Origin of the sequence: Pseudomonas sp. B7(2017) (genome assembly GCF_002112745.1) — a bacterium.
GTDB classification, from domain to species: Bacteria; Pseudomonadota; Gammaproteobacteria; order Pseudomonadales; family Pseudomonadaceae; genus Aquipseudomonas; species Aquipseudomonas ekonensis.
In genome coordinates, this window is record NZ_NEIP01000009.1 from 152,373 (window position 1) to 177,431 (window position 25,059).

Consider the following 25,059-nt stretch of genomic DNA (forward strand, 5'->3'; position numbering starts at 1 on the left):
CGGTTCAGTGAATCTTGAAATCGATGGGGACGCTGACCCAGCCGTCCTGGGCGACATCGCCCTGCTTGGCCGGCACGAAGCTCCAGCGCTTCACGGCCTCCAGCGCCGCGTCGTCGAGCTGTTGCCGGCCGCTGCTTTTCTGGATCTGGATCTCGCCCGGCTTGCCGCTGGCCAACACGTGCACCCTGAGCAGCACGGTGCCTTCCCAGCCGCGGCGCTGGGCCAGCGACGGGTATTCCGGCGCCGGGTTCTTCAGGTAAGCGGCATTGGCCGAGGCCGGTGTGACCGGTGCGGGCGCAGGCGGCGCGGGCGGCGTAGGTGCCGCGACCGGAGCAGCCGGCTGCGGCGGTGCCGGCGGTTGCTCGACCGCCTTGGGCGCAGGTTTGGGCACAGGCTTGGCGACCGGTTTAGGAATCGGCTTCGGCACCGGTTTTTTCGGCGGCGGCTTGACCGCCAGTTCGTCTTCCACCGGCGGAGGCGGTTCGACCACGGGCGCCGGCGGCGGTGGCTCGACCACAGGAGGCGCCGGCGGCGCCGGACGCGAAAACTCGATGGTCATCGGCGGAACCTGCGGCGGCACCACCGGCAGCGCCGGGGTCGGCTGCCGGCCGACCCAGTAGATCACCGCGCCATGCACCACCAGGGCCAGCACGCCGAGCAGGATCGTTTCGCGCCGGCTCAGGATGCCTTTGGGCGAGCGCTGCAGACGCAACTGCCCCAGCGGCACCCGGTGAGGCCGGCCGAGACCGACCAATTCGCCGCTCGGCGCCTGGCGCCACAGCACCTCCTGTGCGGCGGCGGTCTGGACATTGCCCATTGATTCACTCCCTGCGGTCTCTTTTGCGTTCTCGTTCTGCCAAAGCTGCCGACAACCGCTTGTTGAATCCCCCACGGCCCATCGACGACCCCATCATTAGGCCAGTCGCTTATCTCCGAAAGTAATCTTTGATGTTATGAATAGACTTATATGGAATATAAGAAACGGTCATTTCCGCCAAGGCCACGTCCCGCAAGGGCTGTAGCGGAGGATGGAAAACCGCATGCCTTTGAGGCATGAAAAGTATTCATCCAAGGCATGTGTTTTACAGGCGACCCAAGAAGCGGGGACAACTAATGCGAAATGAATAGTTGCTGTTTCATGAAAGAAAACAAAAAAGCCGATGCAGGTTAATGCATCGGCTTTTATTACTGCGGCGTCATTATTGTTTCACGAACTCCCCGGCCAGGCCGACCACGTCGCCGTCAAAGTTGTTGCGCGAACCCACCGCGCGCACTTTCGAGTAGTTGTGGTCTGGCGAGAACAGTGTCCAGGCCTGATAGCCGGTGCCGTCATTGAGGGCCGCGAAGGTGATGATCGTAGGCTGCCCGGTGCTGTTCTGGAAGTGGTAGTGCCCGTATGCGATGTCGTAGTTCACGCCGTTCTGGCTGAACCGGCCGCTGAAGGTGCCGTTGGAGTCGTTGCCATCGGTAATCGTCAGTTTGGCGCCAGCGTTAGCGTTTACATAAGTGCCATTAATGCTCGACATAACGAGATTTCCTTAATCGTTGGTTAAGTATCTTCCGATGAGAGCAAGTTTCCTCCTGGAAACTCACGGCACTCAGGATGGTTCGAGAATGACCGATTGTCCACGCATATAACGGGCTATTTACCAACGAATTCGCAATAACAACTATGAACACCCGGCATACTTTGCACCAAAGTATTAAGCCTCCTCCGACAAACCTCTACACCCCTGCCGCCGATGTATAACGGCTGTCATAACTGTCATATCGACACGCCCCGTCAAAAGTCATAACGGCCCGTCACACCCAACGTCCGCGGGGTGCCGAGCAAGCCCTCATAGCCACCGTTGCCGCCCGTCCACAGCGTCGTGTAGTAGGTCTTGTCGAAGGCGTTCTTCAGCCACAGCGACACGTCCCACTGGCCCTGGTTGAAGTCGCCGCGCAGGCCGGTGGAGAAGTTGACCACCGCGTAGCTCGGGATCTGGCCGAAGTCCGAGTCCTCCACCGTGCCCACCGCCTTGGAGCGGAACGCGTAGCTGGCGGTGACGTAGGGTTCGAAGCCGTTGTCCAGGTTCCACTTGTATTCGCCGTTGGCGTTGCCGATCCATTTCGAGGCGCCGACCACTTGGTGGCCGCTGAGGTCGCAAGAGGCCGGGGCTCCGGGCGCGAGGCTGACTTCCGGCGGGCACGGCGCATCCTTGTACGAGAGGTAGCTGACGTCGTTGAAGGAGCCGTTGAAGTTCAGCGTCAGGCCGCGCAGCGGGATCACCGTGCTGTCGAACTCGACCCCGCGCGAGCGCACGGAACCGGCGTTGGTCAGGTACTGCACGCGGTTGACGTCGTCGTAGGCGTTGGTCTGGTAGGCGTTGACCTGCGTCCAGAACACGTTGGCGTTGAGTTGCAGGCGGCGATCCCACAGCGTGCTCTTGAAACCGAGCTCGGCGTTGTTGGCGCGTTCGGTGCCGATCAGCAGCGAATCGGCACCTGCCGTCGGCGCCGATCCGACCACCAGGTTGACCCCGCCGGACTTTTCGCCGTGGGACAGCGTGGCGTAGCCCAGCAGTTCATCGCTGAACCGGTAGCTCAGGTTGAGCAGTCCGGAGGGGCTGGAGCTGTACTGGTTGAGGTCGCCGGAATCGTAGGCGCCGACCCGGCCGCGCCGCGCCGTGGCCGCTGCACCGGTCACCGCAGCGCCGCCACGGGGCGCGTCGCGGTCGACCCAGGCGTTCTTCTCTTCGTAGGTGCCGCGCACCCCGGCGGTGAAGTCCAGGCGCTCGGTCAGGTGCCAGGTGCCCTGGGCGAACAGCGCGAAGCTGTCGGTCTTGATGTGGCCGTGGCCGACCGTGTCGACGTTGGCCAGCGCACCGCGCGGCGTGCCGTTCCAGATGTCCGCCTGCGGGCCGTAGTAGGCGAAGGATTTGTTGTCCAGGTCCGAGCCGAAGTAGTAGGCGCCAAGCACGTAATCGAAGAACTCGCCCTTGGGCGACGCCAGGCGCAATTCCTGGGAATACTGCTTGTCCTCCACCGACACCCCGGCGTTGTAGGTGGCCGGGACATTGAGACCGTCGTCGTTGCGCGGGGTGAAGTTCCAGAACCGGTAGGAGCTGACCGAGGTCAGGGTGAAATCGCTCGGCAGCGTCCAGTTGGCCTCCACCGACGTGCCGCCCTGGTGCACGGTGACGTGCTGGTCGTTGTCCAGGTTGACCTTGCGGTGCGAACCGTTGACCAGGGTCGCGCCCGCAGCCGCTGCCCGTGCCGAATAGACGTTCACGCCGTTGATGGTCGGCCCGGTGCTGTAGAGCACGCGGGTGCCGGCGCTGGAGTCCTCTTCGTTGTAGTCGCCGATCCAGCGCAGGTTGAAGGACTCGTTGGGCTTGAACAGCAACTGCGCGCGGAAGCCGTCGCGGGAACCGCCGTTGAGGTCGTGCCCGTTGAACTCGTTCTTGATGTCGCCGTCGCTGCGGGTGCGGTAGGCGGAAAAGCGCCCGGCCAACTGATCGTTGAGCGGCCCCGAAATCGTGCCCTTGGTCTGGAAGTAGCCATCCTCGCCGACCGAGGTCTCGATGCTGCGCTCCGGGGTGAAGCTCGGTGCGCGGGTGCCGATGTTGATCACCCCGGCGGTGGTGTTCTTGCCGAACAGCGTGCCCTGGGGCCCGCGCAGCACTTCGAGCTGCTCGATGTCCATCAGGTCGAAGACCGCCATCCCCGGACGGCCCAGGTACACGTTGTCGATGTACAGCCCGACGCTGCCTTCGAGCCCGTCGCTGGCCGGGTTGTTGCCCAGGCCGCGGATCGACACGCTGGACTGGCGCGCATGCATGTAGGCGACGTTGACGCTGGGCACCAGTTGCTGAAGGTCCTGGATCCGGTACACCCGCTGGGTCTCCAGGGTCTGGCCGCTGACCACGCTCATCGGCGTCGGCACATCCTGGGCGCTTTCCTCCCGGCGGCGGGTGGTGACGGTCACGGTTTCCAGCTGTGAATCGGCAGTGGCGCCCTTGCCGGCCGGAACGGGCGCCGGCGTTTGCGGATCGGCGGCGTAGCCCGCGCTCCAGTTGGCGCTCCCGGCCAGCAACAAGGCCAAGGGCAAGCGTTTGAGCCGTCGGGGCGGCAGCGCAGTGGCGGGGTTCAACGGACTCATGAGGCGGCTCCTGGTCAAAGAACGCACAGGCCGATCCGGCGCTGCATATTCTTCAAAGTTATTTGTATATTGATTTACAAACTTTTACTGCATAAGAGATTGCCTTTATAAGGAGTCGACCTAATGCATATCCAATGCATTTCCCGGATATTTTTTATGTGAAAAATGCATATCGACTTGCGACAGTTACGTCACTTCATCGCCCTTGCCGAACAACGCAGCTTCGTCGCCGGCGCGCAGGCGGTGAACCTGTCGCAGTCAGCGTTCAGCCGCAGCATCCAGGCGCTGGAGCACAGCGTCGGCTGCCAGTTGGTCGACCGGGGGCGCAAGGATCTGCCGCCGACCAAGCAAGGCCTGGTGCTGCTGGAGCATGCGCGACGGCTGGTCAGCGGCGCGCAGCAGATGGCCAACGAGATCAGCCAGTTCAACGGCCTCGAGGCGGGCGAGCTGCGCTTCGGCTGCGGCCCGGCGCCGGCGGCGGGGCTCATCCCCCGGGCCGTCGGCCGCTTCATCGGGCGCTACCCCAAGGCGCGTGTGCATTACCAGGTCGATGACTGGCAGAGCCTGAGCAAACGCCTGCACAGCGAAGAGTTCGAGTTCTTCGTCGCCGACACCCGGCATTTCGAGGCCGATCCGGACTACCTGACCCACCGCCTGCGTCCGCGCAAATGGCATTTCTGCTGCCGCGCCGGGCATCCGTTGGCGGCGCGGGAGCGGCTCAGCGCCGCCGAGTTGATGAGTTATCCGATGGCGGTGAGCATCCGCCCGCCTAACCTGCGCAAAGTGATCGTCGACCTCAGCGGCCGCCCGGACTTCACGCCGAACGTCGAATGCGAAAACAGCGCCAGCCTGCTCGGCGTGGTGCTGCGCTCGGATGCGGTGGGTATCGTCGGCGAATACTCCGACGCGCTGCACCGGGCCCGGGACGAGTTGGTGTGCCTGAAGATCGAAGGGTTGGCCGATGACCTGGAGGAGCTGTACACCCGCTACGGGATCGTCAGCCGGGCGGGGTATCGCCTGTCACCGCTGGCCAAGGCGATGGTGGCGCAGATCCGCGAGATCGATGCGCTGGACGAAGGGATGTGCTCGCTCGACGGGCTGGCGGTCTGATCCGCCGCCATCGCCAGCAGGCAGGCTCCCACAAAGGGCGCGGCCGTACCCGGATCGGTGATCAGCGCAGAACCCTGTGGGAGCCAGCCTGCTGGCGATGGCGTCAGTAAAGGCACCGCAGGATCGGGGCAAGACCGCCGAGCCGATGCAATCCCTGCATGACCGGCATTCCCCGAATGCACTTGCCGAACGGCCCCGACCGCAGCGAAAAAAGCCGCCTGTCCCTCTGACCGGTGAGCCCCATGCCCAACCCGCCAAAACCCGTGCGCAACGTGCTGTACATCATGTGCGACCAACTGCGCCGCGATTACCTGTCCTGCTACGGCCATCCGCACCTGCACACCCCGAACATCGACCGCCTCGCCGCCACCGGCGTGCGCTTCAGCCGTGCCTACACCCAAGGCACGATCTGCGGCCCGTCGCGGATGTCGGCCTACACCGGGCGCTACGTCAGCAGCCACCAGGTGGCCTGGAACGCCGTGCCGCTGCCGCTGGATGAACTGACCCTGGGCGACTACCTGCGCCCCCACGGCATCCGCACCGCGCTGGTGGGCAAGACCCATGCGACGCCGAACCTGGACGGCCTGCAGCGGCTGGCGCTCGATCCCGACGGCGACCATGCCCGGGCGCTCAACGAAGTCGGCTTCGAGCCTTACCTGCGGCATGACGGCATCTACCCCGACGACCCGCTGTTCGACGACAAGCGCGAATCCGCCCCCTACACCCATTACCTGCGCAGCCACGGCTTCGGCGGCCGCAACCCCTGGCACGACTGGGCCAACGCCGCCGAAGGCGAGAGCGGCGCAATCCTCAGCGGCTGGCACATGCGCCATGCGCACTTGCCGGCCCGCATCCCCGAACGGCATTCGGAGACCGCTTTCACCACCGATCGCGCCATCGACTTCATCAACGAACAAAACGGGCAATCCTGGTGTTTGCACCTATCCTTCATAAAGCCTCATTGGCCTTATATCGTACCATCGCCGTACCACGCCTTGTACAGTACGAAATCGATTCTCGAACCGGTGCGCGCCGCCCCCGAAAACGCCAGCAACCACCCGGTTTACAACGCCTTCCGCCAACACGAAGAAAGCCTGAACTTCTCCCGGGATGAAGTACGGCAGAACGTCATTCCTGCGTACATGGGCCTGGTCAAGCAGATCGATGACCACCTCGGCCGATTGTTCGATTTCCTGCAAAGCAACGGGCACTGGGAGGACACGCTGATCGTGTTCACCAGCGATCACGGCGACTTTCTCGGCGACCACTATCTGGGGGAGAAGGAGTTCCTGCTGGAGCAGGCGGTGGGCGTGCCGCTGATCGTGCGCGACCCGCGCGCGGCGGCGGACATCACCCGGGGCTCGGTGGACGAACGACTGACGGAAACCATCGACGCGCTGCCGACGTTCCTGGAAGCATTGGGCCTGCCGGGTGCCGAGCACCGGCTGGAAGGGCGCTCGTTGATTCCCCTGCTGCACGGCGAGCGTCCCGCGTGGCGCCGTTACGCGATCAGCGAATACGACTACGCCTTCCAGGCCCCCGCGCGGGAGCGGCTGGGCCGGCCCATCGACCGCTGCCGCATGACCATGGTGCGCAGCGAACGCTGGAAATACCTGGCCTACGACGGCTTCCGGCCGCAGCTTTTCGACCTGTCGAACGACCCGCAGGAACTGCGCGACCTAGGGGAGGAGCCGGCGTACGCGGCGGTGCGGGAGGAACATGCGGGGTATCTGTTCGAGTGGCTGCGCGGGCTGAAGCGGCGCACCACCATCAGCCACCGGGAAATCGATGAGCGCGGGCAACGGTTCCGCTACGGCGAGCCCGGCACTGAGAAAGCCGTGCAGATCGGCGTGTGGTGAAGGCGGCCACTTCGTTGGCCGCCCCATTGCCTTCGCGGGCAAGTCGAATCGGCGCACCGCCGCTCCCACCGGTCGTCGGTCGCAGGACCTGCGTTCGCCGCAGCCCCTGTGGGAGCAGGCTTGCCTGCGATGAGGCCAGATCAGGCACCGACGCTTTCAGCCCCTTTGACGGTCCGGCTGCGCTGCCCGGAAGCCCCCACCGGCACTTCGCCCTTGAGCGTCACGCGGCGCACCACCCGGTCCTGGGTGCCGTAGTCGTCGATCGCGTAATGCTGGGTCGAACGGTTGTCCCAGATCGCCACGTCGCCGGCCTTCCAGCGCCAGCGCACGGTGTTCTCCTGGCGGATCACATGGCTCTGCAGCAACCCGAACAGGTGCGCCGAATCGGCCTGGGAATAGCCCTTGATGCGTTTGACGAAATGCCCCAGCAGCAAGCTCTTCTCGCCGCTGACCGGGTGCACCCGCACTACCGGGTGTTCGGTCTCGTACACGGTCGAGGTGAAGATCTTGCGGTAGCGCTCCAGCTTCTCCGCCGACACGTGCGGCTTCACCGCCGCGTAGTCGTACTCGTTGCTGTGCACGGCCACCAGTTTGTCCGCCAGCTCCCGCAGCTCCGCCGGCAGTTCGCTGTAGGCGGTGGCGGTGTTGGCCCACAGGGTGTCGCCGCCGAAGGCCGGCGCCACCACCGAACGCAGGATGGAGGCCTTGGGGTAGGCCTCGACGAAGGTCACGTCGGTGTGCCACGAGTTGGCGCGCTGGCCCTCGGCGCCGTCCAGCTCCAGCAGGTAGCGGGTGCCCTCGCGGGACGGCACGGTGGGATGCGCCACCGGTTCGCCGAGCAAGTGGGCGAACGCCTCCTGGCGCTGGTCGTCGAGCTGGGTCTGCTCGCGGAAGAACACCACCTTGTATTGCACCAGCGCCTGCTGGATGGCTTCGACGGTGGCGGCGTCCAGCTCACCGGACAGTTGCACGCCACGGATCTCGGCGCCGATGCGGCCGGCCACCGGATGGATGTCCAGCGCCTGGACAGCGGGTTTTACAGCGAGTGCGGCATTGCTCATGGATCGACCCTCATCATCTGCTTGCGGTTGGCCGGCAGCGAAGCAACGCTCTATCTATATTCTATTTACATCTAATAGATATTCACGTGCTTCGTTGACGGAATAAGAGCTTGCATTTAAAACCTCGATCAACCCTCGTCGCAAATGCCTTCGCGCTATTTTTAGGATGCCGGAAAAGCATATGGATCTTCGCCAATTGCGCTACTTCATCGCCCTCAACGAACACCGCAGCTTCGTCCGCGCGGCGGACGCGATGGGGATCACCCAACCGGCGTTCAGCCGCAGCATCCAAGGGCTGGAGCAGGAGTTCGGCTGCGTGCTGGTGGACCGCGGCAACAAGGATCTGCGCCCCACCCCGGAAGGCCAAGTGGTGTTGCAGCACGCCCTCACCCTGGTGCAGGGCGCGGCGCTGCTCAGCGCCGAAGTGACGCAGATGACCAAGCTCGACGCCGGCGAACTGCGCTTCGGCTGCGGCCCTGCGCCGGCGGTGAAACTGGTGCCGGATGCGGTGGCGCAGTTCGTCAATTCGCACCCCAAGGTGCGCACCTGCTTTCAGGTGGACAACTGGGAAAAGCTCAGCCGCGCCCTGAGCCGCGAGGAGATCGAATTCTTCATCGCCGACATCCGCCATTTCGAGGCCGACCCCAACTTCCAGACCCAGGCGCTGACGCCCAAGCGCGGGGTATTCTTCTGCCGGCCGGGGCATCCGCTGCTGGCCAAGGAAAGCCTGTCGACCAACGACATGTTCGACTACCCGCTGGCGACCACGATGATCCCGCCGGGCATCCGCAAACTGCTGGCGAACCTCAGCGGCCGGGTCGACTTTTCACCGACCATCGAGACCGAGCATTTCCCGGCGCTGGTCAAGGTGGTACTGCAGTCCAACGCCATCGGCGTGGGCACCGAAGAGGCGTTCGAACAGGACATCGCCCAGGGCTCGCTGGCACTGCTGCACTGGCGCAACCTGCCGCAGAACCTGGAAAGCATGAACGCCCGGTGCGGGATCGTCAGCCGCACCGGCTTCCGCCTGTCGCCGGCGGCGCGGGCGATGATCGAGACGCTGGTGACGCTGGACAGGCAGGCCCTCGGCGTCGCGGTCTAGGGCTGTCATCCACGTCCCTGTGGGAGCCAGCCTGCTGGCGATGAGGCCAGCCCTGCCGCCACCGGTTCAGAGCCCGGCAGCCGCCAGCCCCGGTGCCACCCAGTCATTGACCTTGAACGGCTTGCGGATCAGCTTCTGCTGCGCCGCCAGATCCACCGCGTCCTGCAGCTTGCCGAGGAACACTGGATCCAGCGTCGAGGGGAACACTTCACTCAGTCTCTGATCCTTCAGGTCCTGGGTCAGGATCACCGGCGGATAGCTGGCCAACCCCGAGACCAACTGCACATAGGCGTCCTTGTTGCTGTCCTGGGTCAGCCAGTCTACCGCCTGCTGCTGGGCCTTGAGCAGCTTGGCTACGACGTAGGGATGGGCATCGACGAACTTGCCGGTGCCCACCAGCACCGCCTGCACGCTGCCGGCGCCGCCCAAGTCCTTGGTGTTGAGCGGCAGTTCGGCCAGTCCCTTGGCTTGAAGCGCGGTCAGCCCGGAGCTGCCCCACGACGCATCGATCTGTTTGGCCGCCAAGGCGGCCACCGCCGCGTTGAAGTCGAGGTTGATGACTTTCACGTCCTTCTCGCTCAGGCCCTGGCTGGCCAGCGCCGCATCGAACGACAGCTGCGTCGCGGTGCCGCGGAAGATCGCCACGCGCTTGCCTTTAAGGTCCTGCAGCGTCTTGATCCCCGACCCCGGCACCACGCCCAGGTACTGCTTCACGCCACGGGCGGTCGCGCTGAGCAGGCGGGTGTCGAGACCGTTGGACTTGCCGATGATCGCCGCCAGGTCGCCCAGGTAGGCCAGATCCACCTGGCCGTTGGCGAACGCCTCGTTGATCACAGGACCTGCCCCCTTGAAGAAGCTCCACTGAATCTTGATCCCCTGCTCGGCGAAAGCCTTCTCGAAGACCTGCTGATCGCGCAGCACGTCGACGATGCCGCCGCCGCTGTGCTGGGTGCCGGCGCTGAGGTCGGGCACGGCGATGCGGATTTCCTTGAGTTCATCGGCGTGGGCGGTGAAGGCGAACAACCCCGCCAGCGCAGAGGCGGCAAACAGACGGGTGACACGTTTGAAGGGAAGGTTCATGGGCGCGGCTCCTGATTGCGGCGGGCATTGAGGAGCCGAACGTAGGCGCAATGGCCTTCTGCACATAAATACTATAAATGCACATTTTTATAGCTTTTTAAGCTAAGCAGGCGGCGTCGGGGCTCCTGGGCCCGTATGCAAAAACAGCATCGAAAATATTCTCCGAATGCATTGGATGCGTCAGGGCTGCAGGCCTTAAATGGTCTGGCTTATCTCCCAATAGCATTGAATCAATTGTTTATATATCGATTTTGCATACACCGCTTCCGCACACGCAGCGGTCTGCCATGCAACCCGACAACGGAGGTCAACCATGGCCCGAGACTCCCTGCTCAGCCTGCCGCTACCGGCGCCGTCGCTCAAACCCCGGCGGCCCTGGCCGACGCTGAGCCAACGCCTGCTGCCCTGGCTGCTGCCGCTCAGCCTGTTCGCCCTCTGGTGGCTGGGGGCGCGCAACCAATGGATGAGTGAGCAGATCCTGCCGGCACCATCCCTGGTCTGGAGCAGTGCGCTCGAACTGTCCCGGGGTGAATTGTGGAGCCATTTGTGGATCAGCCTGCAGCGGTTGCTCTGGGGCCTGCTGGCCGGCGTTTCGACCGGCGCGGCGCTGGGCGCGGCACTGGGTTTCAGCCGGCCGCTCGAACGGTTGATATTCCCGACGTTCGCCGGGCTCGCCCAGGTGCCGACGCTGGCGTGGATCCCGCTGTTCATGGTGGTCTTCGGCATCGGCGAAACACTCAAGCTGGTGGTGCTGGTCAAGGCCATCGTGGTGCCGGTGACGCTGCACACGCTGGTCGGCGTGCGCGATGCGCAACCGAAGCTGCGCGACGCCGCCACCGTGCTGCGCCTGCCGCCGCACCTGCTGATCCGCCGCCTGATCCTGCCCGCTGCGCTGCCGGCGTTCATGGCCGGCGTACGCCTGGCCCTGGCGGCCGGTTGGACGTCGCTGCTGGCGGTGGAGCTGCTGGCCTCCAGCGAAGGCATCGGCTACCTGATGGTCTGGGCGCGGCAGCTGTTCATGCTCGACATCGTGTTCGTCTGCATCGTGGTCATCGGCCTGTTCGGCGTGGCGATGGACCGCGGCATCGGCCTGCTCGACAGCCGGCTGGTGCACTGGCCGCACCCGGCCACCGCCGAAATCCGCCGGAGCCCCCGCTACCGGGGCTGGCAGCGTGTGCAGCCGTGGCTGCTGCCCCTGGGCCTGCTGGCGCTGTGGCAGGCGGCGAGCGACGGGCAGTGGATCGACGCCAACCTCTTGGTCAGCCCGTTGACCGTGCTGGAGGCCACCCGTAACGGCCTGCGCGACGGCACGTTGATCGGCGGCATGGCCCTGAGCCTGGGCCGCACCCTGGGCGGCCTGCTGATCGGCGGCGGGCTCGGCCTGGCGCTGGGCTTGCTGCTGGGTCTGTCGCGCAGCGCCGAACGCTTGGTCGGCCCGACCCTCGCCGCCCTGCGGCAGATCGCGATCTTCGCCTGGGTGCCGCTGCTCACCGCGTGGTTCGGTCTGGGCGAACTGGCCAAGTGGGTGTTCGTGGCCCTCGCCGCGTTCTTCCCGCTGTTCGTCGCCACCCAGCGCAGCGTCGCCAACCTGTCGCCGCAGCTCAACGAAGCGGCGCAGGCGCTGCGCCTGAACCTCGGCCAGCGCCTGCGCCGGCTGGTGCTGCCGGGCGCGGCCCCGGGCATCTTCGCCGGCCTGCGCCTGAGCCTGATCTACGCATGGCTCGGCACCATCGGCGCCGAATACTTCATGCCGTCCAACGGCGGCATCGGCAGCCAGATGATCGGCGCCCAGCAACTGCTGCGCATGGACCTGATCATGGCCGGAATGCTGCTGGTCGGCCTCACCGGCGCCCTCCTCAACCTCATCGGCCAACGCCTGGAAATCCGCGCCACCCGCTGGAGACACGCATGAACGCACCGATTGTCAGCTTCACCCACGTCGGCAAATCCTTTGACGTCGACGGCTTCGAACTGGAGGCGATCCGCGAATTCAACCTCGACATCGCCGAGGGCGAGTTCGTCGCCATCGTCGGCTCCAGCGGCTGCGGCAAATCCACCCTGCTGCGCTTGCTGGTGGGCCTGGACACCGCGTTCCGCGGGCAGATCACCGTGGACGGCAAGGCCGTCACCGGCGTCGGCAGCGAACGCGGCATCGTGTTCCAGGAGCACCGCCTGTTCCCGTGGCTGACGGTGGCCGACAACATCGGCCTGGGCCTGGTCAACGAGCCCCTCGGCGCCGCCGAGAAGCAGCGGCGCATCGACAGTTTCATCGAACTGGTGGGCCTGCGCGACTTCGCCCGCGCCTACCCGCACCAGCTCTCCGGCGGCATGGCGCAGCGCGTGGCCATCGCCCGCGGGCTGGTGGCGAGCCCGCGGATCCTGCTGCTCGACGAACCCTTCGGCGCCCTCGACGCGCTGACCCGCCAGCAGATGCAGGACGAACTGCTGGCCATCCGCGACCGGGCGAAGATCACCACCATCCTGGTCACCCACGATGTCGAGGAAGCGATCTTCCTGGCCGACCGGGTGGTGGTGATGGAGCCGCGGCCGGGACGGATCAAGCAAGTGGTGGACATCGCCATGCCCCGTCCCCGCCAGCGCAGCGGCTTCGACTTCCACCAACTGCGCGAGGAACTGCTGCACGAACTGACCGGCGACGGTCACTACCTGCCTGCCCCGGCGGTGCAGATCCGCGATCTGCCGCTGTCTTTCATTGCCTACTGAACAGGAGTCTGCCGATGCCGCAACGCCCCAATTTCCTGGTGATCCTGGCCGATGACCTCGGCTTCTCCGACATCGGCGCCTTCGGCGGCGAGATCGCCACGCCGAACCTCGATGCCCTGGCCGAGAACGGCCTGCGCCTGACCGATTTCCACACCGCGCCGACCTGCTCGCCGACCCGTTCGATGCTGCTCACCGGCACCGACCACCACATCGCCGGGATCGGCACCATGGCCGAGGCGCTGACGCCGGACCTGATCGGCAAGCCCGGCTACGAGGGCCACCTCAACGACCGCGTGGTGGCGCTGCCGGAGCTGCTGCGCGAAGCGGGCTACCAAACCCTGATGAGCGGCAAGTGGCACCTGGGCCTGACCGCCGAGCTGGCCCCCCACGCCCGGGGTTTCGAGCGTTCGTTCTCGCTGCTGCCGGGCGCGGCCAACCACTACGGTTTCGAGCCGCCGTACCAGGACGACACGCCGCGCCTGCTCAAGTCCACCCCGGCGCTGTACATCGAGGACGATACCTTCCTCGACGCGTTGCCCAAGGACTTCTATTCCTCCGATGCGTTTGGCGACAAGCTGCTGCACTACCTGAAGGAACGTGACCAGACCCGACCGTTCTTCGCCTACCTGCCGTTTTCCGCGCCGCACTGGCCGTTGCAGGCGCCGGCTGAGATCGTCGAAAAATACCGCGGCCGCTACGACGCCGGCCCCGAGGCCCTGCGCCTCGAAAGGCTAGAGAAACTCAAGGCGCTGGGGTTGATCGAGACGGACGTCGAGCCGCATCCGCTGATCCAGCTGAACGCGCAGTGGGAAGCCTTGAGCGACCGGCAACGGCAGATCTCCGCCCGGGCCATGGAGGTCTACGCGGCAATGGTCGAGCGCATGGACTGGAACATCGGCCGGGTCGTCGACTACCTGCGCCAGCAGGGGCAGCTCGATAACACGTTCATCCTGTTCATGTCCGACAACGGCGCCGAAGGCGCGCTGCTGGAGGCCTTCCCGAAATTCGGCCCGCAGCTGCTGACCTTCCTCGACCGGCACTACGACAACAGCCTGGACAACATCGGCCGCGCCAACTCCTACGTCTGGTACGGGCCGAGCTGGGCCCAGGTGGCCACGGCGCCGTCGCGGCTGTTCAAGGCCTTCACCACCGAAGGCGGGATCCGCGTGCCGGCGCTGCTGCATTACCCGCCGCTGCCGGTCGGCGGGCAGATCAGCCACGGCTTCGGCACGGTCATGGACATCGCCCCGACCATCCTCGACCTGGCCGGCGTGCGCCATCCCGGCAAGCAGTGGCGCGGCAAACCGGTGGCGCCGCTGCGGGGCAAATCGTGGCTGGGCTTCCTGTCCGGCGAGACGGCGCAGGTGCATGACGAACACACCGTCACCGGCTGGGAGCTGTTCGGGCGCCGGGCGATCCGCCAGGGGCACTGGAAAGCGGTCTACATCCCGGGCCCGGTGGGGCCGGCGACCTGGCAGCTCTATGACCTGGCGGCGGATCCGGGGGAGATCCACGACCTGGCGCAGGACCGGCCGGAGAAACTTGAGGCATTGATCGGCCATTGGCAGCGCTACGTGGAAGAGACCGGAGTGATCCTGAGCGAGTCGCCGTTCCAGCCGGATTGAGGGCGCCTGGAGCACGCCCGCTCTCACACTGCTGGCGATGGCGGAGGGTCAGATGCCGGAAGCGCTGGCCGTACCGGCCCCATCGCTTGCCGCCAAGCGCCCACAGGGCTCCGGAGTGATCTGCGTTGCTGTGTATCTGCGCAGTACCTGTGGGAGCCAGCCTGCTGGCGATGGCGCCAGTGAGTTCTCCCCTCAGACCCTGGCCGTACCCGCCTCCTCCCGCACCACCGCGCCTTCTTTGCGCACAAACCGGTTCGCCCGCCCGAACGTGCCGAAGTCGTTGAACCGCACCCCCATCTCGCGCATCACCTTGTGCGCCACCGGTGCGGTCATCTGACGGATGTAGAACGGCTCCTTGACCACGAAATGATGGATCCCGTGGGTGCTGCCGAAGTTGAAGCAGAACGCCTGCAGCGGCCACAGCCACCAAGGGTTCAGCACCTGGCACTGCTGGATCACGTTGCCCGGCTCCACATCGCCGTAGTAATGCATGTTCGAGCTGATGAAATGCAGGCAAAACGTGCGCAGCACGTTCGGGCCAATGATCACCACGGCGGCGATGTCGATCACCTGCATCACCGACAGCGTGGTCGCCGACCAGTCGATGGTCGAGCCCAGCAGCCAGGCGACGCCGTTGGCTCCGTGGAAGCCGAGGAACACGTACCACGCGCCCCAATGCAGCAGCGCCAGCGGCGCGTAGACCTTCAGCGAGCGCTTGAGGATGCTGACCTTGTGCGCCCAGGTCTTGGCCCGCAGCATGCGGATGAACGCCGACATCACGTTGTCGCCCACCATCAGCAGCCGGGCCGGGCCCCACGGTTCGCCGTTGGTGATCGCCCGCTCTTCCATGTCGGTTTCGGTGCCGGACACCTTGTGGTGGTTGAGGTGCAGGTGGCGGCGGATCCACGGGTTGATGGTGCTCGGCCGCGCCAGCCAGACCAGCGCCATCATCAGGTTGTGCGGCACCCGCCGCTTGCGGAAGTACATGCTGTGGATCAGGTCGTGCTCCAGCTCGTGGGTCAGCGATGCGAAGAAGCCGTTGAGCAGCAGGCACGCCCACCAGGCCAGGTGGCCGGTGATGTACAGCGCCGCCGACGCGGTCATTCCCACCAGCGCGAAGGCCAGGATCCCGGCGCCGAGGGCGTCCTGACGGTTCAGAACGGGGTAGCGCTCGCGCAGTTCGGCGCCTCTGGCCAGCACCACCTGGCGAATGTGCGCCGCGCGCTGGGTGTCATTGTGTCGCTGGGGACTTGCAGAAGTACGGTGCATGCTTCCATCCTCTGGTTATCGATGTCCGCATCCTGCCTTGGGGCGGGGCCGGACGCGGTAGCCGAGAACGCCAACCTGTTGACCGGAAGCGCCAATCGACATGAAGGAACCGACCTCCCTCGCCAGTTGGACCCGTGCCCTGCGCAAGCAACTCGACGCGCTGGGGCTCGACAGCACCGACCTGTGCCGGCAGGCGGGGCTCGACCCGCAGTTGATGGACGATCCGAACGCCCGCTACCCGCTGTCCGGCACCACGCGCCTGTGGGAGATCGCCGTGCAGGTCAGCGGCGACCCGGCCATCGGCCTGCGGGTGTCGCGCTTCGTCAGCCCCACGACGTTCCATGCCCTGGGCTATGCGCTGGTGGCCAGCGGCAGCTTGCGGGAAGTGTTCGAGCGGATCGTGCGCTATCACCCGGTGGTCAGCGATGCCCTGGAGCTGGAGCTCACCCGCGACGAGGACCGCTACCGCTTCCGCCTGAACGTACCCGCCGGCAACCCGGCTCCGGCGTTCGAAGCCATCGACGCCTTCGCCGCGATCTACGTGCGCACCTGCCGCAACCGCCTGGGCCGCGATTACGCGCCGCTGGCGGTGTACCTGCGCCGCCCGGAACCGACCGACGCCCACCCGTGGCACAAGGTGTTCCGCGCCCCGGTGCATTTCGCCGCCGAAGAAGACCGGCTGGAGTTCGCCCTCGCCGACTTCGACAGCCACCTGGACGACGCCAACCCGGAACTGGCCGAGCACAACGAGGCGGTGCTCAACCGCACCCTCGCCCAGCTCAAGCCGCTGACCTGGGAGCGCAAGGTGCGCGACGCCATCGAAGAGCAACTGCCCGAAGGCGAACCCGGCGCCGAACGCATCGCCCAGGCCCTGCACCTGAGCCTGCGCAGCCTGCAGCGGCACCTGGCGGACGAAGGCTGCCGGTTCGACACGCTGCTCAACGAAAGCCGCGAGAACCTCGCGCTGCTGCACCTGCGCGATCCGCACTGCTCGCTGAGCGAAATCAGCTACCTGCTGGGCTTCGCCGACACCAGCAGCTTCAGCCGCGCGTTCAAGCGCTGGACGGGGATGACGCCGGGGCAGTTCCGCGATCAGTTGCGCTGACGCCTGCACACGGCGGGAGCGAGCCGGCTCGCGATGGCGGTCGTTGATCCGACATCGCCGGTGACAGACCTCACGCCATCGCTCCCACAGGTGATCCCGCGCACTTGTCAGATCGTGGCCAGGGCCCTCAGCCGCTCGGCATCGAGAATCTCGATTTCGCCGTAGCCCAAGCCGATGATCCCCTGCCCCTGCAGGTCCTTGAGGATCTGGTTGGTGGTCTGGCGCGACAGCGACAGCATCGACGCCAGTTGCTCCTGCGGCAGTTGCAGCACGCGGCGGGGCGGGTCGAGCTCGCCGTAGCCTTCGGCGATCATCAGCAGACGGTGGGCCAGGCGCGCCGGGGCCGGGAGCAGGCTCAGCTGTTCGAGGTTGATGAAGGTCAGGCGCAGTTTCTGGCTCATCAGCAGCGCCAGATGACGCCAGTGCTGCGGATGCTCGTCGAGCAGCTTCAGCAGGGTGGCCTGAGGGATGTTCAGCAGGGTGCACGGCCCCGCCGCGTAGGCGTCATGGGTGCGCGGCTGGCCGTCGAACAGGCAGATCTCGCCGAACCAGTGCGGCGCCTCCACCAGGCTCAGCAGCGCTTCCTTGCCGTGCTCGCTGACCGCGCCGATGCGCACCGCGCCATCGAGCACCGCGTACAGCCCGCACGGCGGATCGCCGCGCCTGAACAACCGCTGCCCCGCCGCCAGCCGCCGCTCCCGGGCCGCCGCCAGCAGGCTATCCTGAAAGGACGCCGGCAGATGGCTGAACCACTGCCCGGTCATCAGACGCTCGCGCCAGACCTTTTCCATGAACGCTCCCAAAGATTGTCGCCTGCCTGACAGAACGGGTGCCGTGCCCCAGGCATGATCCGGTCACCCTACAGGAGGAACAACAATGAAAAACCTCGTCGATCATTTGAGTCAATACGCCGCGTACCACCGCGACCCGCGCAACATCGCCAGCCACTTCGTCGGCATCCCGCTGATCGTGGTGGCGGTGGCGGTGCTGCTGTCGCGGCCCGAATGGCCGGTCGGCGCCCTGTGGATCTCTCCGGCGGTGTTGGTGGCGTTGGCGTCGGCCTGGTTCTACCTGCGCCTGGAGCTCCGTCTCGGCCTGCTGATGACCGGGCTGATGGCGCTGTCGGTCTGGGCCGGGCATGCGCTGGCCCAACAGAGCACCTTGGTGTGGCTGGGCAGCGGGCTGGCGATGTTCGTGATCGGCTGGGCGATCCAGTTTGTCGGCCACCATTACGAAGGGCGCAAACCGGCGTTCGTCGATGACCTGACCGGGTTGATCGTCGGGCCGCTGTTCGTGACGGTGGAGCTGGCGTTCATGCTCGGCCTGCGCCAGGGGCTGAAGGAGCAGATCGAGGCGCGGGTGGGCGGGGTGCGGGTCAATCCGAACCGCGCGGCCATCTAGCAGGCTGGCTCCCGCAGGGATTCCGATCGCTCACACACTGCGTGTTCACACCGGTTCACTGTGGGAGCCAGCCTGCTGGCGATGCTTTCGCCTTTAGAGACTGGCGACCTTCTGCCAGACCTTCGGCTTGAAGAACAGCGTCTCGCCCTTGGCCAGGCCGACCAGGCTGTCGTGGTCCTTCACCACTTCGGCCTCGATCAGGTCGCTCTGGCCTTCGACCTTCAGCGTCACCCGGGTGGTGGCGCCCAGCGGGCGGATGTCGCGCACTTGGGCGGCGTGGTGATCCTCCAGCTCATGGCGCGACAGCGACACTTCGTGGGGACGGAACAGCACGTGGTCGTCGCCGCCCAGGTGCAAGCGGTTCGAGTCGCCGAGGAAGTGATAGACGAAATCGCTGGCCGGGTTCTCGTAGACGTCGCCCGGCGAGCCGATCTGCTCGATCACGCCCTTGTTCATCACCACGATGCGGTCGGCGACTTCCATCGCCTCCTCCTGGTCGTGGGTCACGAACACCGAGGTCAGGTTGATGTCCTCGTGCAGGCGCGCCAGCCAGCGGCGCAGCTCCTTGCGCACCTTGGCGTCGAGGGCGCCGAACGGCTCGTCGAGCAGCAGCACCTTGGGCTCCACCGCCAGGGCGCGGGCCAGGGCGATCCGCTGGCGCTGGCCGCCGGAGAGCTGCTCCGGATACCGGTCCGACAGCCAGTCCAGCTGCACCATGTTCAGCAGTTCATGGACCTTGGCCGCGATCTGGCTTTCGTTCGGGCGCTGGTTCTTCGGCTTCATGCGCAGGCCGAAGGCGACGTTGTCGAACACGGTCATGTGGCGGAACAGGGCGTAGTGCTGGAACACGAAACCGACGTTGCGGTCGCGCACGTCGTGGCCGGAAACGTCCTCGCCGTGGAACACGATGTTGCCCTGGTCCGGGGTCTCCAGGCCGGCGATGATGCGCAGCAGCGTGGTCTTGCCGCAGCCGGACGGGCCGAGCAAGGCGACCAGCTCGCCGCTGTGGATATCCAGGCTGATGTTGTCCAGCGCCTTGAACGCGTTGAAGTTCTTGCTGACGTTACGCACTTCGATCGACATGAATTATTCCTCCGCGGCGCTGGTGCGCAGGCGGTTGATACGGTTTTCGCTCCACTGCTTGAGCAGCAGGATGAAGAGCGCCAGGATCAGCAACAGGCTCGCCACGGCGAACGCGGCCACGTGGTTGTATTCGTTGTAGAGGATCTCCACGTGCAGCGGCAGGGTGTTGGTGACCCCGCGGATGTGCCCGGACACCACCGACACCGCGCCGAACTCGCCCATGGCCCGGGCGGTGCACAGCACCACGCCGTAGATCAGGCCCCATTTGATGTTGGGCACGGTGACGTGCCAGAACATCTGCCAGCCGTTGGCGCCGAGCAGGCGCGCGGCCTCTTCCTCCTGGGTGCCTTGCTCCTGCATCAGCGGAATCAGTTCGCGGGCCACGAACGGCACGGTGACGAAGATCGTCGCCAGCACGATGCCCGGCAGGGCGAACACGATCTGGATGTCGTGGTCCTGCAGCCACGGCCCGAACAGGCCCTGGGCGCCGAACATCAGCACGTAGACCAGGCCGGCGATCACCGGCGACACCGAGAACGGCAGGTCGATCAGGGTCACCAGGATGCTCTTGCCGCGGAACGAGTACTTGCTCACGCACCAGGCGGCACTGACGCCGAACACCAGGTTCAGCGGCACCGAAATCAGCACGGCGATCACCGTGAGCTTCAGCGCCGACAAGGCGTCCGGCTCCAGGATCGCGGTGAAGAACTCACCGATGCCGTTCTTCAGGCCCTGGGACACCACGATGAACAGCGGCAGCAACAGGAACAGCGCAAAGATCAGCCAGCCGAGGCCGATCAGGATCCGGCGCGCTGCCGCGTTGCCGCGACGGGCGGCGTTGGCCGAGGACGCGGCCGCAATGGACGGTTGGGACATGGTTCGCGCCTCCTTATGGGGTTTCGATGCGCCGCTGCAACAGGTTGATCAGCAGCAACAGGACAAAGGAAACCACCAGCATCAGCACGCCGATGGACGTGGCGCCGGTGTAGTCGTACTGGTCGAGCTTGACCATGATCAGCAGCGGCAGGATCTCGGTCTTCATCGGCATGTTGCCGGCGATGAAGATCACCGAACCGTACTCGCCCACGCCCCGGGCGAACGCCAGGGCGAAACCGGTCAGCCAGGCCGGCAGCAGCGCCGGCAGCAGCACGTGACGGAACACCTGCAAGGGCTTGGCGCCCAGGCACGCGGCGGCCTCTTCGACCTCACGGGGGATGTCCGCCAGCACCGGCTGCACCGTGCGCACCACGAACGGCAGGGTCACGAAGGTCAGCGCCAGGGTGATGCCCAGGGGGGTGTAGGCGATCTTGAAGCCCAGGTCCGCGGCGAACTGCCCGACCAGGCCGGTGGGGGTGTACAGCGCCGTCAGCGCGATGCCCGCCACCGCCGTCGGCAGGGCGAACGGCAGGTCGATCATCGCGTCGATCACCTTGCGGCCGGGGAAGCTGTAGCGCACCAGCACCCAGGCCAGCAGCGTGCCGATGACGCCGTTGATGACCGCGGCGCACAACGCCGTGCCGAAGCTCAGCTTCAGGGCGGCCAGCACGCGGGGGGCGGAGATGATCGTCCAGAACTGATCCCAGGTGAGTTGGGCGGCGTGGACGAACATCGCCGCCAGCGGGATGAGCACAATCAGACTGAGGTACACCAAGGTGTAGCCCAGCGTCAGCCCGAAGCCGGGTATGACGGGGGAGATACGACGCGACATAAAAGTCCTTGGTCAAAAACACATCTAACAATGTGGGAGCGAGCCTGCTCGCGAAAGTGGAGTATCAGGCGACATGAATGTTGACTGATACTCCCTCTTCGCGAGCAGGCTCGCTCCTACAGTTTTTCAGGCTGCCAAATCAGATTACTGCGCCTGATAGATCTGGTCGAACACGCCGCCGTCGTTGAAGAATTTCGGCTGCGCGGTTTTCCACCCGCCGAAGTCCTTGTCAATGGTCACCAGTTCCAGCTTCGGGAACTGCTGGGCGTACTTGGCCGCCACGTCCTTGTCACGCGGACGGTAGAAGTTCTTCGCCGCGATCTCCTGGCCTGCCGGGCTGTACAGGTGCTTGAGGTACGCCTCGGCGATCTGCTCGTTGCCCTTCTTCTCGGCGTTCTTGTCGACCACCGCCACCGGCGGTTCGGCGAGGATCGACAGCGACGGCACGACGATGTCGAACTTGTCGGCGCCGCCGTCTTCCTTGAGCGCCAGGAACGCTTCGTTCTCCCAGGCCAGCAGCACGTCGCCCTGACCGTTGTTGACGAAGGTGATGGTCGAGCCACGGGCACCGGTATCCAGCACCGGCACATGCTTGAACAGGGTCTGCACGTAGGCCTTGGCCTTGGCTTCGTCACCGCCGTTGGCCTTCAGGCCATAGGCCCAGGCGGCGAGGAAGTTCCAGCGTGCGCCGCCGGAGGTCTTCGGGTTGGGGGTGATGACCGACACGTCGTTCTTGATCAGGTCGCCCCAGTCCTTGATGCCCTTGGGGTTGCCCTTGCGCACCAGGAACACGATGGTCGAGGTGTACGGCGTGCTGGCCTCCGGCAGGCGCTTCTGCCAGTCCGCCGGCAGGGTCTTGCCCAGCTTGGCGATTTCGTCGATGTCGCCGGCCAGCGCCAGGGTCACCACGTCAGCGCGCAGGCCGTCGATCACCGCCCGGCCCTGCTTGCCCGAACCGCCGTGGGACTGCTGGATCTTCACCGTGTCACCGGCATGTTTCTCCTGCCAGAACTTCACGAACTCGGCGTTGTAATCCTGATACAGCTCACGGGTCGGGTCATACGACACGTTGAGCAGCTCGTAGTCCTTGGCGACCGCAGAACCGGCAAACACAGCGCTGGCCAGGGCGGCCAAAGCGTAACGGCGAATCGACGACATGGGGAAAGCTCCTGGAATTCTGGGTGGTGGCTTTTTCTTATGGATTGCGAAAAGCGGTTTGCCTGTTCAAGACCGCCGTCTGCGCCGACGCCGGCATCAATCCCCCGCAGGCGCTGGCGCAGACCGGGATCGCGGTTCAGCCGGTCTTGTTGCCCGGCTGCTGCAGACGGAATTTCTCTTTGCGTTCGATCTGAACCACTTGGGCGTTGTGCACAGTGATCTCCACCGCGCCGAAACGCAGGTCGCGCAAGGCGCTCTGGATTTCGCGAAGGATGGTGCTTTCGTCCTGACCGTCAACGCTACGCAGGGATGCGCTCATGGTGCTGCTCCTTTGTATGGGATGTGCCTGGCAGCGGCTCGCGCTGCGTCCGGCGTGGGAGCAATATAAGAGAGGGCTGGATATTCTTAAAAAGACTATTTAAGAATGTTTATATAACTTTAAAACATTAGCTGACGGGACAAGGGCTTGCGGCCAAGCCCCCTGTGGAGAGGGCCATTGCTCCCTCTGGTCTGCACCGCAGACCCGAACCCGGGCGGGAGCTAGCGCCCTCGCCACGGGAGTATCCGCAGCTTGGCCGTCAGCCGATGACCGGAACCCTGGACCAATCGATGTCCTGCGCCGGCACCGGCCGCCCGAACCAGTAGCCCTGCCCCAGGTCGCACGCCTGCTCCAGCAGGAACGCCGCCTGCTCGGGCTGCTCGATGCCTTCGGCGTGCACCTGCATGCCCATGCTCCGGGCCAGTGCGATGATCACCCGCACGATCGCCCCGTCGTCCTCGTCCCACGGCAGGCCGGCGACGAACCCCTGGTCGATCTTGAGCTTCTGCACCGGCAGGCGCTTGAGCCGCAGCAGCGACGAGTAGCCGGTGCCGAAGTCGTCGATGGCCAGGCGAATGCCCAGCTCGCGCAGGCGATGCATCTGCTCCAGCGCCACCTCCGGATCGTCCATTACCGCGCTTTCGGTGACTTCCAGCTCAAGGCAGGCCGGATCCAGCCCGGTCTCGTGCAGCACCTGCGCGACCTGCCGGTACAGCTCGCGGCGGGCGAACAACCGGGACGACACGTTGACCGCGACGAACGACAGCGCCACCCCCGCCTGTTGCCACTGGCACATCTGCCGGCAGGCCTGGCGCATCACCCAGGCGTCGATGTCGGCGATCAGGCCGGTGCGTTCGGCGATGGGGATGAACTCCGCCGGCGACACCAGCCCCCGCTGCGGGTGCTGCCAACGCACCAGCGCCTCGACCCCCACCAGGCGGCCGCTGTGCAGGTCGTGCACCGGCTGGTAATAGACCCGCAGCTCCTGCTGCTCGAGCGCGCGGCGCAGTTCGAAGGCGATCTCGACCCGCTGCTGGGCGTGGGCGGTCAGCTCTTCGGTGTACAGCGCATAGCCGTTGCGGCCGCTGCTCTTGGCCTTGAACAGCGCCGCATCGGCGTTGCGCAGCAGTTGCTCGGCGCTCAGGGCATCGCTGGGGAACAGGCTGATGCCGATGCTGGCGTTGATGAACAGTTCGTGGCCCTCCAGGCAGAACGGCTCCTTGAGGCCGTCCAGGATGCGCTGGGCCAGCACCGCCGCCTGCGCAGGCTGCGGGCAGCTTTCGGCCAGCACCGCGAACTCGTCGCCGCCGAGCCGGGCCAGGGTGATGCCCGCCCCGAACAGATCCTGCAGCCGTGCGGCGACGGCCTTGAGCAGGCGGTCGCCGACGCTGTGGCTGAGGCTGTCGTTGATCAGCTTGAAATGATCCAGGTCGACCATCAGCAGCGCGCAGCCGCGCTTGTGGGTCTGGGCCGACGCCAGCGCCTGCTCGGCGCGGTCGCTGAACAGCAGGCGGTTGGGCAGGTCGGTCAGCGGGTCGTGGTGGGCCAGGTGCTTGAGTTCGTGTTCCGAGTCCTTGATCGCGCTGATGTCGGAAAACACCGCCACGTAATGGCTGAGCCGGCCCTGATCGTCGCGGATGACGCGGATCGTCTGCCATTGCGGGTAGATCTCACCGCTCTTGCGCCGGTTCCAGATCTCGCCGCTCCACTCGCCGCTCGTCTGCAGCGTGGCGAACATCGCCTGGTAGAAGCCCGGCGGATGGTGGCCGGACTTGAACAGGCTCGGCTGCCGGCCCAGCACTTCCTCGCACCGGTAACCGGTGATTTCCATGAAGGCGCGGTTGACGTGCACGATCAGCCCCTGCCGATCCGTCACCAGCACCCCCTCGCGAGTGCAGTCGAACACGGCGGCGGCCTGGCGCAGGCGCTCGCGGTCGGCCTGACGCTCGCGCAGCCGGGCGCCGATGCCGAGGCATTCGAACAACCGCGCCCGCGCGAGAAAGATCAGCCCGGCGCTGAGTGCCACGAACACGTAACCGTTGATCAGTTGCCAGTGCAGCAAGGCCACTGAATCATCGAAGAAACTGTTCAATAAGTAGCCAGTCCCTTGCAGCCAGACCACCGCCAGAACCAGGTAAAGCAGCGCTGCACGCAAGGCATCGCGATAAGAGGCAGACATTCGGCCGTCCATGTCCCTACAAAAAAGTTGGGATTATAGGTCAAGAAACATCCAGCCAACTCTTATCTGAAAGGGCGACTGGTTTTATCTGTGTGCTTGGTGATAATGCAGCGGCTGTTTTTTCTCTACAGA

At 65.5% G+C, this 25,059-nt stretch carries 21 protein-coding genes; 8 read left to right on the plus strand and 13 right to left on the minus strand.

Features of this window, described 5'->3' with window-relative positions; genetic code table 11:
- Window positions 1-4 precede the first annotated feature (4 nt).
- The 3 genes from CAG29_RS18285 to CAG29_RS18295 form a co-directional block, all read right to left on the minus strand.
- Window positions 5-817, minus strand: coding sequence for an energy transducer TonB (locus CAG29_RS18285; protein ID WP_085582044.1), 813 nt, complete (start codon window positions 815-817; stop codon window positions 5-7).
- A gap of 382 nt (window positions 818-1,199) precedes the next feature.
- Window positions 1,200-1,526: a hypothetical protein gene (locus CAG29_RS18290; protein ID WP_085582046.1), complete on the minus strand. Its 327-nt coding sequence runs from the start codon at window positions 1,524-1,526 to the stop codon at window positions 1,200-1,202.
- Between the two features lie 257 nt (window positions 1,527-1,783).
- Entirely contained in the window at window positions 1,784-4,144 is a 2,361-nt protein-coding gene (locus CAG29_RS18295) for a TonB-dependent receptor (protein WP_085639477.1), read from the minus strand.
- Between the two features lie 165 nt (window positions 4,145-4,309).
- On the opposite strand from CAG29_RS18295, the gene CAG29_RS18300 reads away from it, so the two are divergent.
- Complete coding sequence (locus tag CAG29_RS18300; protein WP_085694926.1) at window positions 4,310-5,254, plus strand: LysR family transcriptional regulator; 945 nt, start codon at window positions 4,310-4,312, stop codon at window positions 5,252-5,254.
- A gap of 242 nt (window positions 5,255-5,496) precedes the next feature.
- Window positions 5,497-7,113 carry an alkaline phosphatase family protein gene (locus tag CAG29_RS18305; RefSeq protein WP_085639483.1) on the plus strand — a complete coding sequence of 539 codons (1,617 nt, stop codon included), beginning with the start codon at window positions 5,497-5,499 and terminating at the stop codon, window positions 7,111-7,113.
- Between the two features lie 140 nt (window positions 7,114-7,253).
- Here CAG29_RS18305 and CAG29_RS18310 read toward each other — a convergent pair whose 3' ends face one another.
- Window positions 7,254-8,174, minus strand: a complete 921-nt coding sequence (locus tag CAG29_RS18310) for a TauD/TfdA family dioxygenase (RefSeq protein ID WP_085582053.1) — start codon at window positions 8,172-8,174, stop codon at window positions 7,254-7,256.
- A gap of 181 nt (window positions 8,175-8,355) precedes the next feature.
- Here CAG29_RS18310 and CAG29_RS18315 point away from each other — a divergent pair, with 181 nt between their 5' ends.
- Complete coding sequence (locus CAG29_RS18315) at window positions 8,356-9,276, plus strand: LysR family transcriptional regulator (protein WP_085694927.1); 921 nt, start codon at window positions 8,356-8,358, stop codon at window positions 9,274-9,276.
- Between the two features lie 66 nt (window positions 9,277-9,342).
- Here CAG29_RS18315 and CAG29_RS18320 read toward each other — a convergent pair whose 3' ends face one another.
- Window positions 9,343-10,356: an ABC transporter substrate-binding protein gene (locus CAG29_RS18320; protein ID WP_085694928.1), complete on the minus strand. Its 1,014-nt coding sequence runs from the start codon at window positions 10,354-10,356 to the stop codon at window positions 9,343-9,345.
- Window positions 10,357-10,669: 313 nt separating this feature from the next.
- Here CAG29_RS18320 and CAG29_RS18325 point away from each other — a divergent pair, with 313 nt between their 5' ends.
- The 3 genes from CAG29_RS18325 to CAG29_RS18335 are packed head-to-tail and all read left to right on the plus strand — an operon-like array spanning window position 10,670 to window position 14,705.
- On the plus strand, window positions 10,670-12,268 hold the full coding sequence (locus CAG29_RS18325; protein WP_085694929.1) for an ABC transporter permease: 1,599 nt from the start codon (window positions 10,670-10,672) through the stop codon (window positions 12,266-12,268).
- Window positions 12,265-13,080, plus strand: coding sequence for an ABC transporter ATP-binding protein (locus tag CAG29_RS18330; protein ID WP_085694930.1), 816 nt, complete (start codon window positions 12,265-12,267; stop codon window positions 13,078-13,080). The genes CAG29_RS18325 and CAG29_RS18330 overlap by 4 nt, the downstream gene beginning before the upstream one ends.
- A gap of 14 nt (window positions 13,081-13,094) precedes the next feature.
- Window positions 13,095-14,705, plus strand: coding sequence for an arylsulfatase (locus CAG29_RS18335; RefSeq protein ID WP_085694931.1), 1,611 nt, complete (start codon window positions 13,095-13,097; stop codon window positions 14,703-14,705).
- A gap of 192 nt (window positions 14,706-14,897) precedes the next feature.
- On the opposite strand, the gene CAG29_RS18340 is transcribed toward CAG29_RS18335, so the two are convergent.
- Window positions 14,898-15,974: a fatty acid desaturase gene (locus CAG29_RS18340; protein ID WP_085694932.1), complete on the minus strand. Its 1,077-nt coding sequence runs from the start codon at window positions 15,972-15,974 to the stop codon at window positions 14,898-14,900.
- 100 nt (window positions 15,975-16,074) lie between these two features.
- Here CAG29_RS18340 and CAG29_RS18345 point away from each other — a divergent pair, with 100 nt between their 5' ends.
- The gene (locus CAG29_RS18345; RefSeq protein ID WP_085582065.1) at window positions 16,075-17,079 is read left to right on the plus strand and encodes an AraC family transcriptional regulator; all 1,005 of its coding nucleotides are present in this window, start codon (window positions 16,075-16,077) and stop codon (window positions 17,077-17,079) included.
- A 107-nt stretch (window positions 17,080-17,186) separates the two neighbouring features.
- Here the strand turns inward: CAG29_RS18345 and CAG29_RS18350 are convergent, their stop codons facing one another.
- The gene (locus tag CAG29_RS18350; protein ID WP_085694933.1) at window positions 17,187-17,870 is read right to left on the minus strand and encodes a Crp/Fnr family transcriptional regulator; all 684 of its coding nucleotides are present in this window, start codon (window positions 17,868-17,870) and stop codon (window positions 17,187-17,189) included.
- An 85-nt stretch (window positions 17,871-17,955) separates the two neighbouring features.
- On the opposite strand from CAG29_RS18350, the gene CAG29_RS18355 reads away from it, so the two are divergent.
- The gene (locus tag CAG29_RS18355) at window positions 17,956-18,480 is read left to right on the plus strand and encodes a DUF962 domain-containing protein (protein WP_085582069.1); all 525 of its coding nucleotides are present in this window, start codon (window positions 17,956-17,958) and stop codon (window positions 18,478-18,480) included.
- Between the two features lie 93 nt (window positions 18,481-18,573).
- Here the strand turns inward: CAG29_RS18355 and CAG29_RS18360 are convergent, their stop codons facing one another.
- The 6 genes from CAG29_RS18360 to dibA all read right to left on the minus strand — a co-directional run bounded on the left by CAG29_RS18360 (window position 18,574) and on the right by dibA (window position 24,927).
- Window positions 18,574-19,563 carry a sulfate/molybdate ABC transporter ATP-binding protein gene (locus tag CAG29_RS18360; RefSeq protein ID WP_085582071.1) on the minus strand — a complete coding sequence of 330 codons (990 nt, stop codon included), beginning with the start codon at window positions 19,561-19,563 and terminating at the stop codon, window positions 18,574-18,576.
- A gap of 3 nt (window positions 19,564-19,566) precedes the next feature.
- On the minus strand, window positions 19,567-20,439 hold the full coding sequence (cysW, locus tag CAG29_RS18365) for a sulfate ABC transporter permease subunit CysW (protein WP_085631851.1): 873 nt from the start codon (window positions 20,437-20,439) through the stop codon (window positions 19,567-19,569).
- A 13-nt stretch (window positions 20,440-20,452) separates the two neighbouring features.
- A complete protein-coding gene (cysT, locus tag CAG29_RS18370) occupies window positions 20,453-21,271 on the minus strand; it encodes a sulfate ABC transporter permease subunit CysT (RefSeq protein ID WP_085582075.1) in 819 nt (272 codons plus the stop codon).
- A gap of 144 nt (window positions 21,272-21,415) precedes the next feature.
- The gene (locus tag CAG29_RS18375; RefSeq protein WP_085582077.1) at window positions 21,416-22,429 is read right to left on the minus strand and encodes a sulfate ABC transporter substrate-binding protein; all 1,014 of its coding nucleotides are present in this window, start codon (window positions 22,427-22,429) and stop codon (window positions 21,416-21,418) included.
- Between the two features lie 136 nt (window positions 22,430-22,565).
- Window positions 22,566-22,748, minus strand: coding sequence for a sulfur starvation response protein OscA (gene oscA, locus CAG29_RS18380; RefSeq protein ID WP_085582079.1), 183 nt, complete (start codon window positions 22,746-22,748; stop codon window positions 22,566-22,568).
- Between the two features lie 259 nt (window positions 22,749-23,007).
- Window positions 23,008-24,927, minus strand: coding sequence for a phosphodiesterase DibA (gene dibA, locus CAG29_RS18385; protein WP_085582081.1), 1,920 nt, complete (start codon window positions 24,925-24,927; stop codon window positions 23,008-23,010).
- Between the last annotated feature and the right edge of the window lie 132 nt (window positions 24,928-25,059).

Bases quoted from the DNA above. Each gene is read 5' to 3' on its own strand.
- CAG29_RS18285 (WP_085582044.1), bottom strand. From the start codon at position 817: ATGGGCAATGTCCAGACCGCCGCCGCACAGGAGGTGCTGTGGCGCCAG.
- CAG29_RS18290 (WP_085582046.1), bottom strand. From the start codon at position 1,526: ATGTCGAGCATTAATGGCACTTATGTAAACGCTAACGCTGGCGCCAAA.
- CAG29_RS18295 (WP_085639477.1), bottom strand. From the start codon at position 4,144: ATGAGTCCGTTGAACCCCGCCACTGCGCTGCCGCCCCGACGGCTCAAA.
- CAG29_RS18300 (WP_085694926.1), top strand. From the start codon at position 4,310: ATGCATATCGACTTGCGACAGTTACGTCACTTCATCGCCCTTGCCGAA.
- CAG29_RS18305 (WP_085639483.1), top strand. From the start codon at position 5,497: ATGCCCAACCCGCCAAAACCCGTGCGCAACGTGCTGTACATCATGTGC.
- CAG29_RS18310 (WP_085582053.1), bottom strand. From the start codon at position 8,174: ATGAGCAATGCCGCACTCGCTGTAAAACCCGCTGTCCAGGCGCTGGAC.
- CAG29_RS18315 (WP_085694927.1), top strand. From the start codon at position 8,356: ATGGATCTTCGCCAATTGCGCTACTTCATCGCCCTCAACGAACACCGC.
- CAG29_RS18320 (WP_085694928.1), bottom strand. From the start codon at position 10,356: ATGAACCTTCCCTTCAAACGTGTCACCCGTCTGTTTGCCGCCTCTGCG.
- CAG29_RS18325 (WP_085694929.1), top strand. From the start codon at position 10,670: ATGGCCCGAGACTCCCTGCTCAGCCTGCCGCTACCGGCGCCGTCGCTC.
- CAG29_RS18330 (WP_085694930.1), top strand. From the start codon at position 12,265: ATGAACGCACCGATTGTCAGCTTCACCCACGTCGGCAAATCCTTTGAC.
- CAG29_RS18335 (WP_085694931.1), top strand. From the start codon at position 13,095: ATGCCGCAACGCCCCAATTTCCTGGTGATCCTGGCCGATGACCTCGGC.
- CAG29_RS18340 (WP_085694932.1), bottom strand. From the start codon at position 15,974: ATGCACCGTACTTCTGCAAGTCCCCAGCGACACAATGACACCCAGCGC.
- CAG29_RS18345 (WP_085582065.1), top strand. From the start codon at position 16,075: ATGAAGGAACCGACCTCCCTCGCCAGTTGGACCCGTGCCCTGCGCAAG.
- CAG29_RS18350 (WP_085694933.1), bottom strand. From the start codon at position 17,870: ATGGAAAAGGTCTGGCGCGAGCGTCTGATGACCGGGCAGTGGTTCAGC.
- CAG29_RS18355 (WP_085582069.1), top strand. From the start codon at position 17,956: ATGAAAAACCTCGTCGATCATTTGAGTCAATACGCCGCGTACCACCGC.
- CAG29_RS18360 (WP_085582071.1), bottom strand. From the start codon at position 19,563: ATGTCGATCGAAGTGCGTAACGTCAGCAAGAACTTCAACGCGTTCAAG.
- cysW (WP_085631851.1), bottom strand. From the start codon at position 20,439: ATGTCCCAACCGTCCATTGCGGCCGCGTCCTCGGCCAACGCCGCCCGT.
- cysT (WP_085582075.1), bottom strand. From the start codon at position 21,271: ATGTCGCGTCGTATCTCCCCCGTCATACCCGGCTTCGGGCTGACGCTG.
- CAG29_RS18375 (WP_085582077.1), bottom strand. From the start codon at position 22,429: ATGTCGTCGATTCGCCGTTACGCTTTGGCCGCCCTGGCCAGCGCTGTG.
- oscA (WP_085582079.1), bottom strand. From the start codon at position 22,748: ATGAGCGCATCCCTGCGTAGCGTTGACGGTCAGGACGAAAGCACCATC.
- dibA (WP_085582081.1), bottom strand. From the start codon at position 24,927: ATGTCTGCCTCTTATCGCGATGCCTTGCGTGCAGCGCTGCTTTACCTG.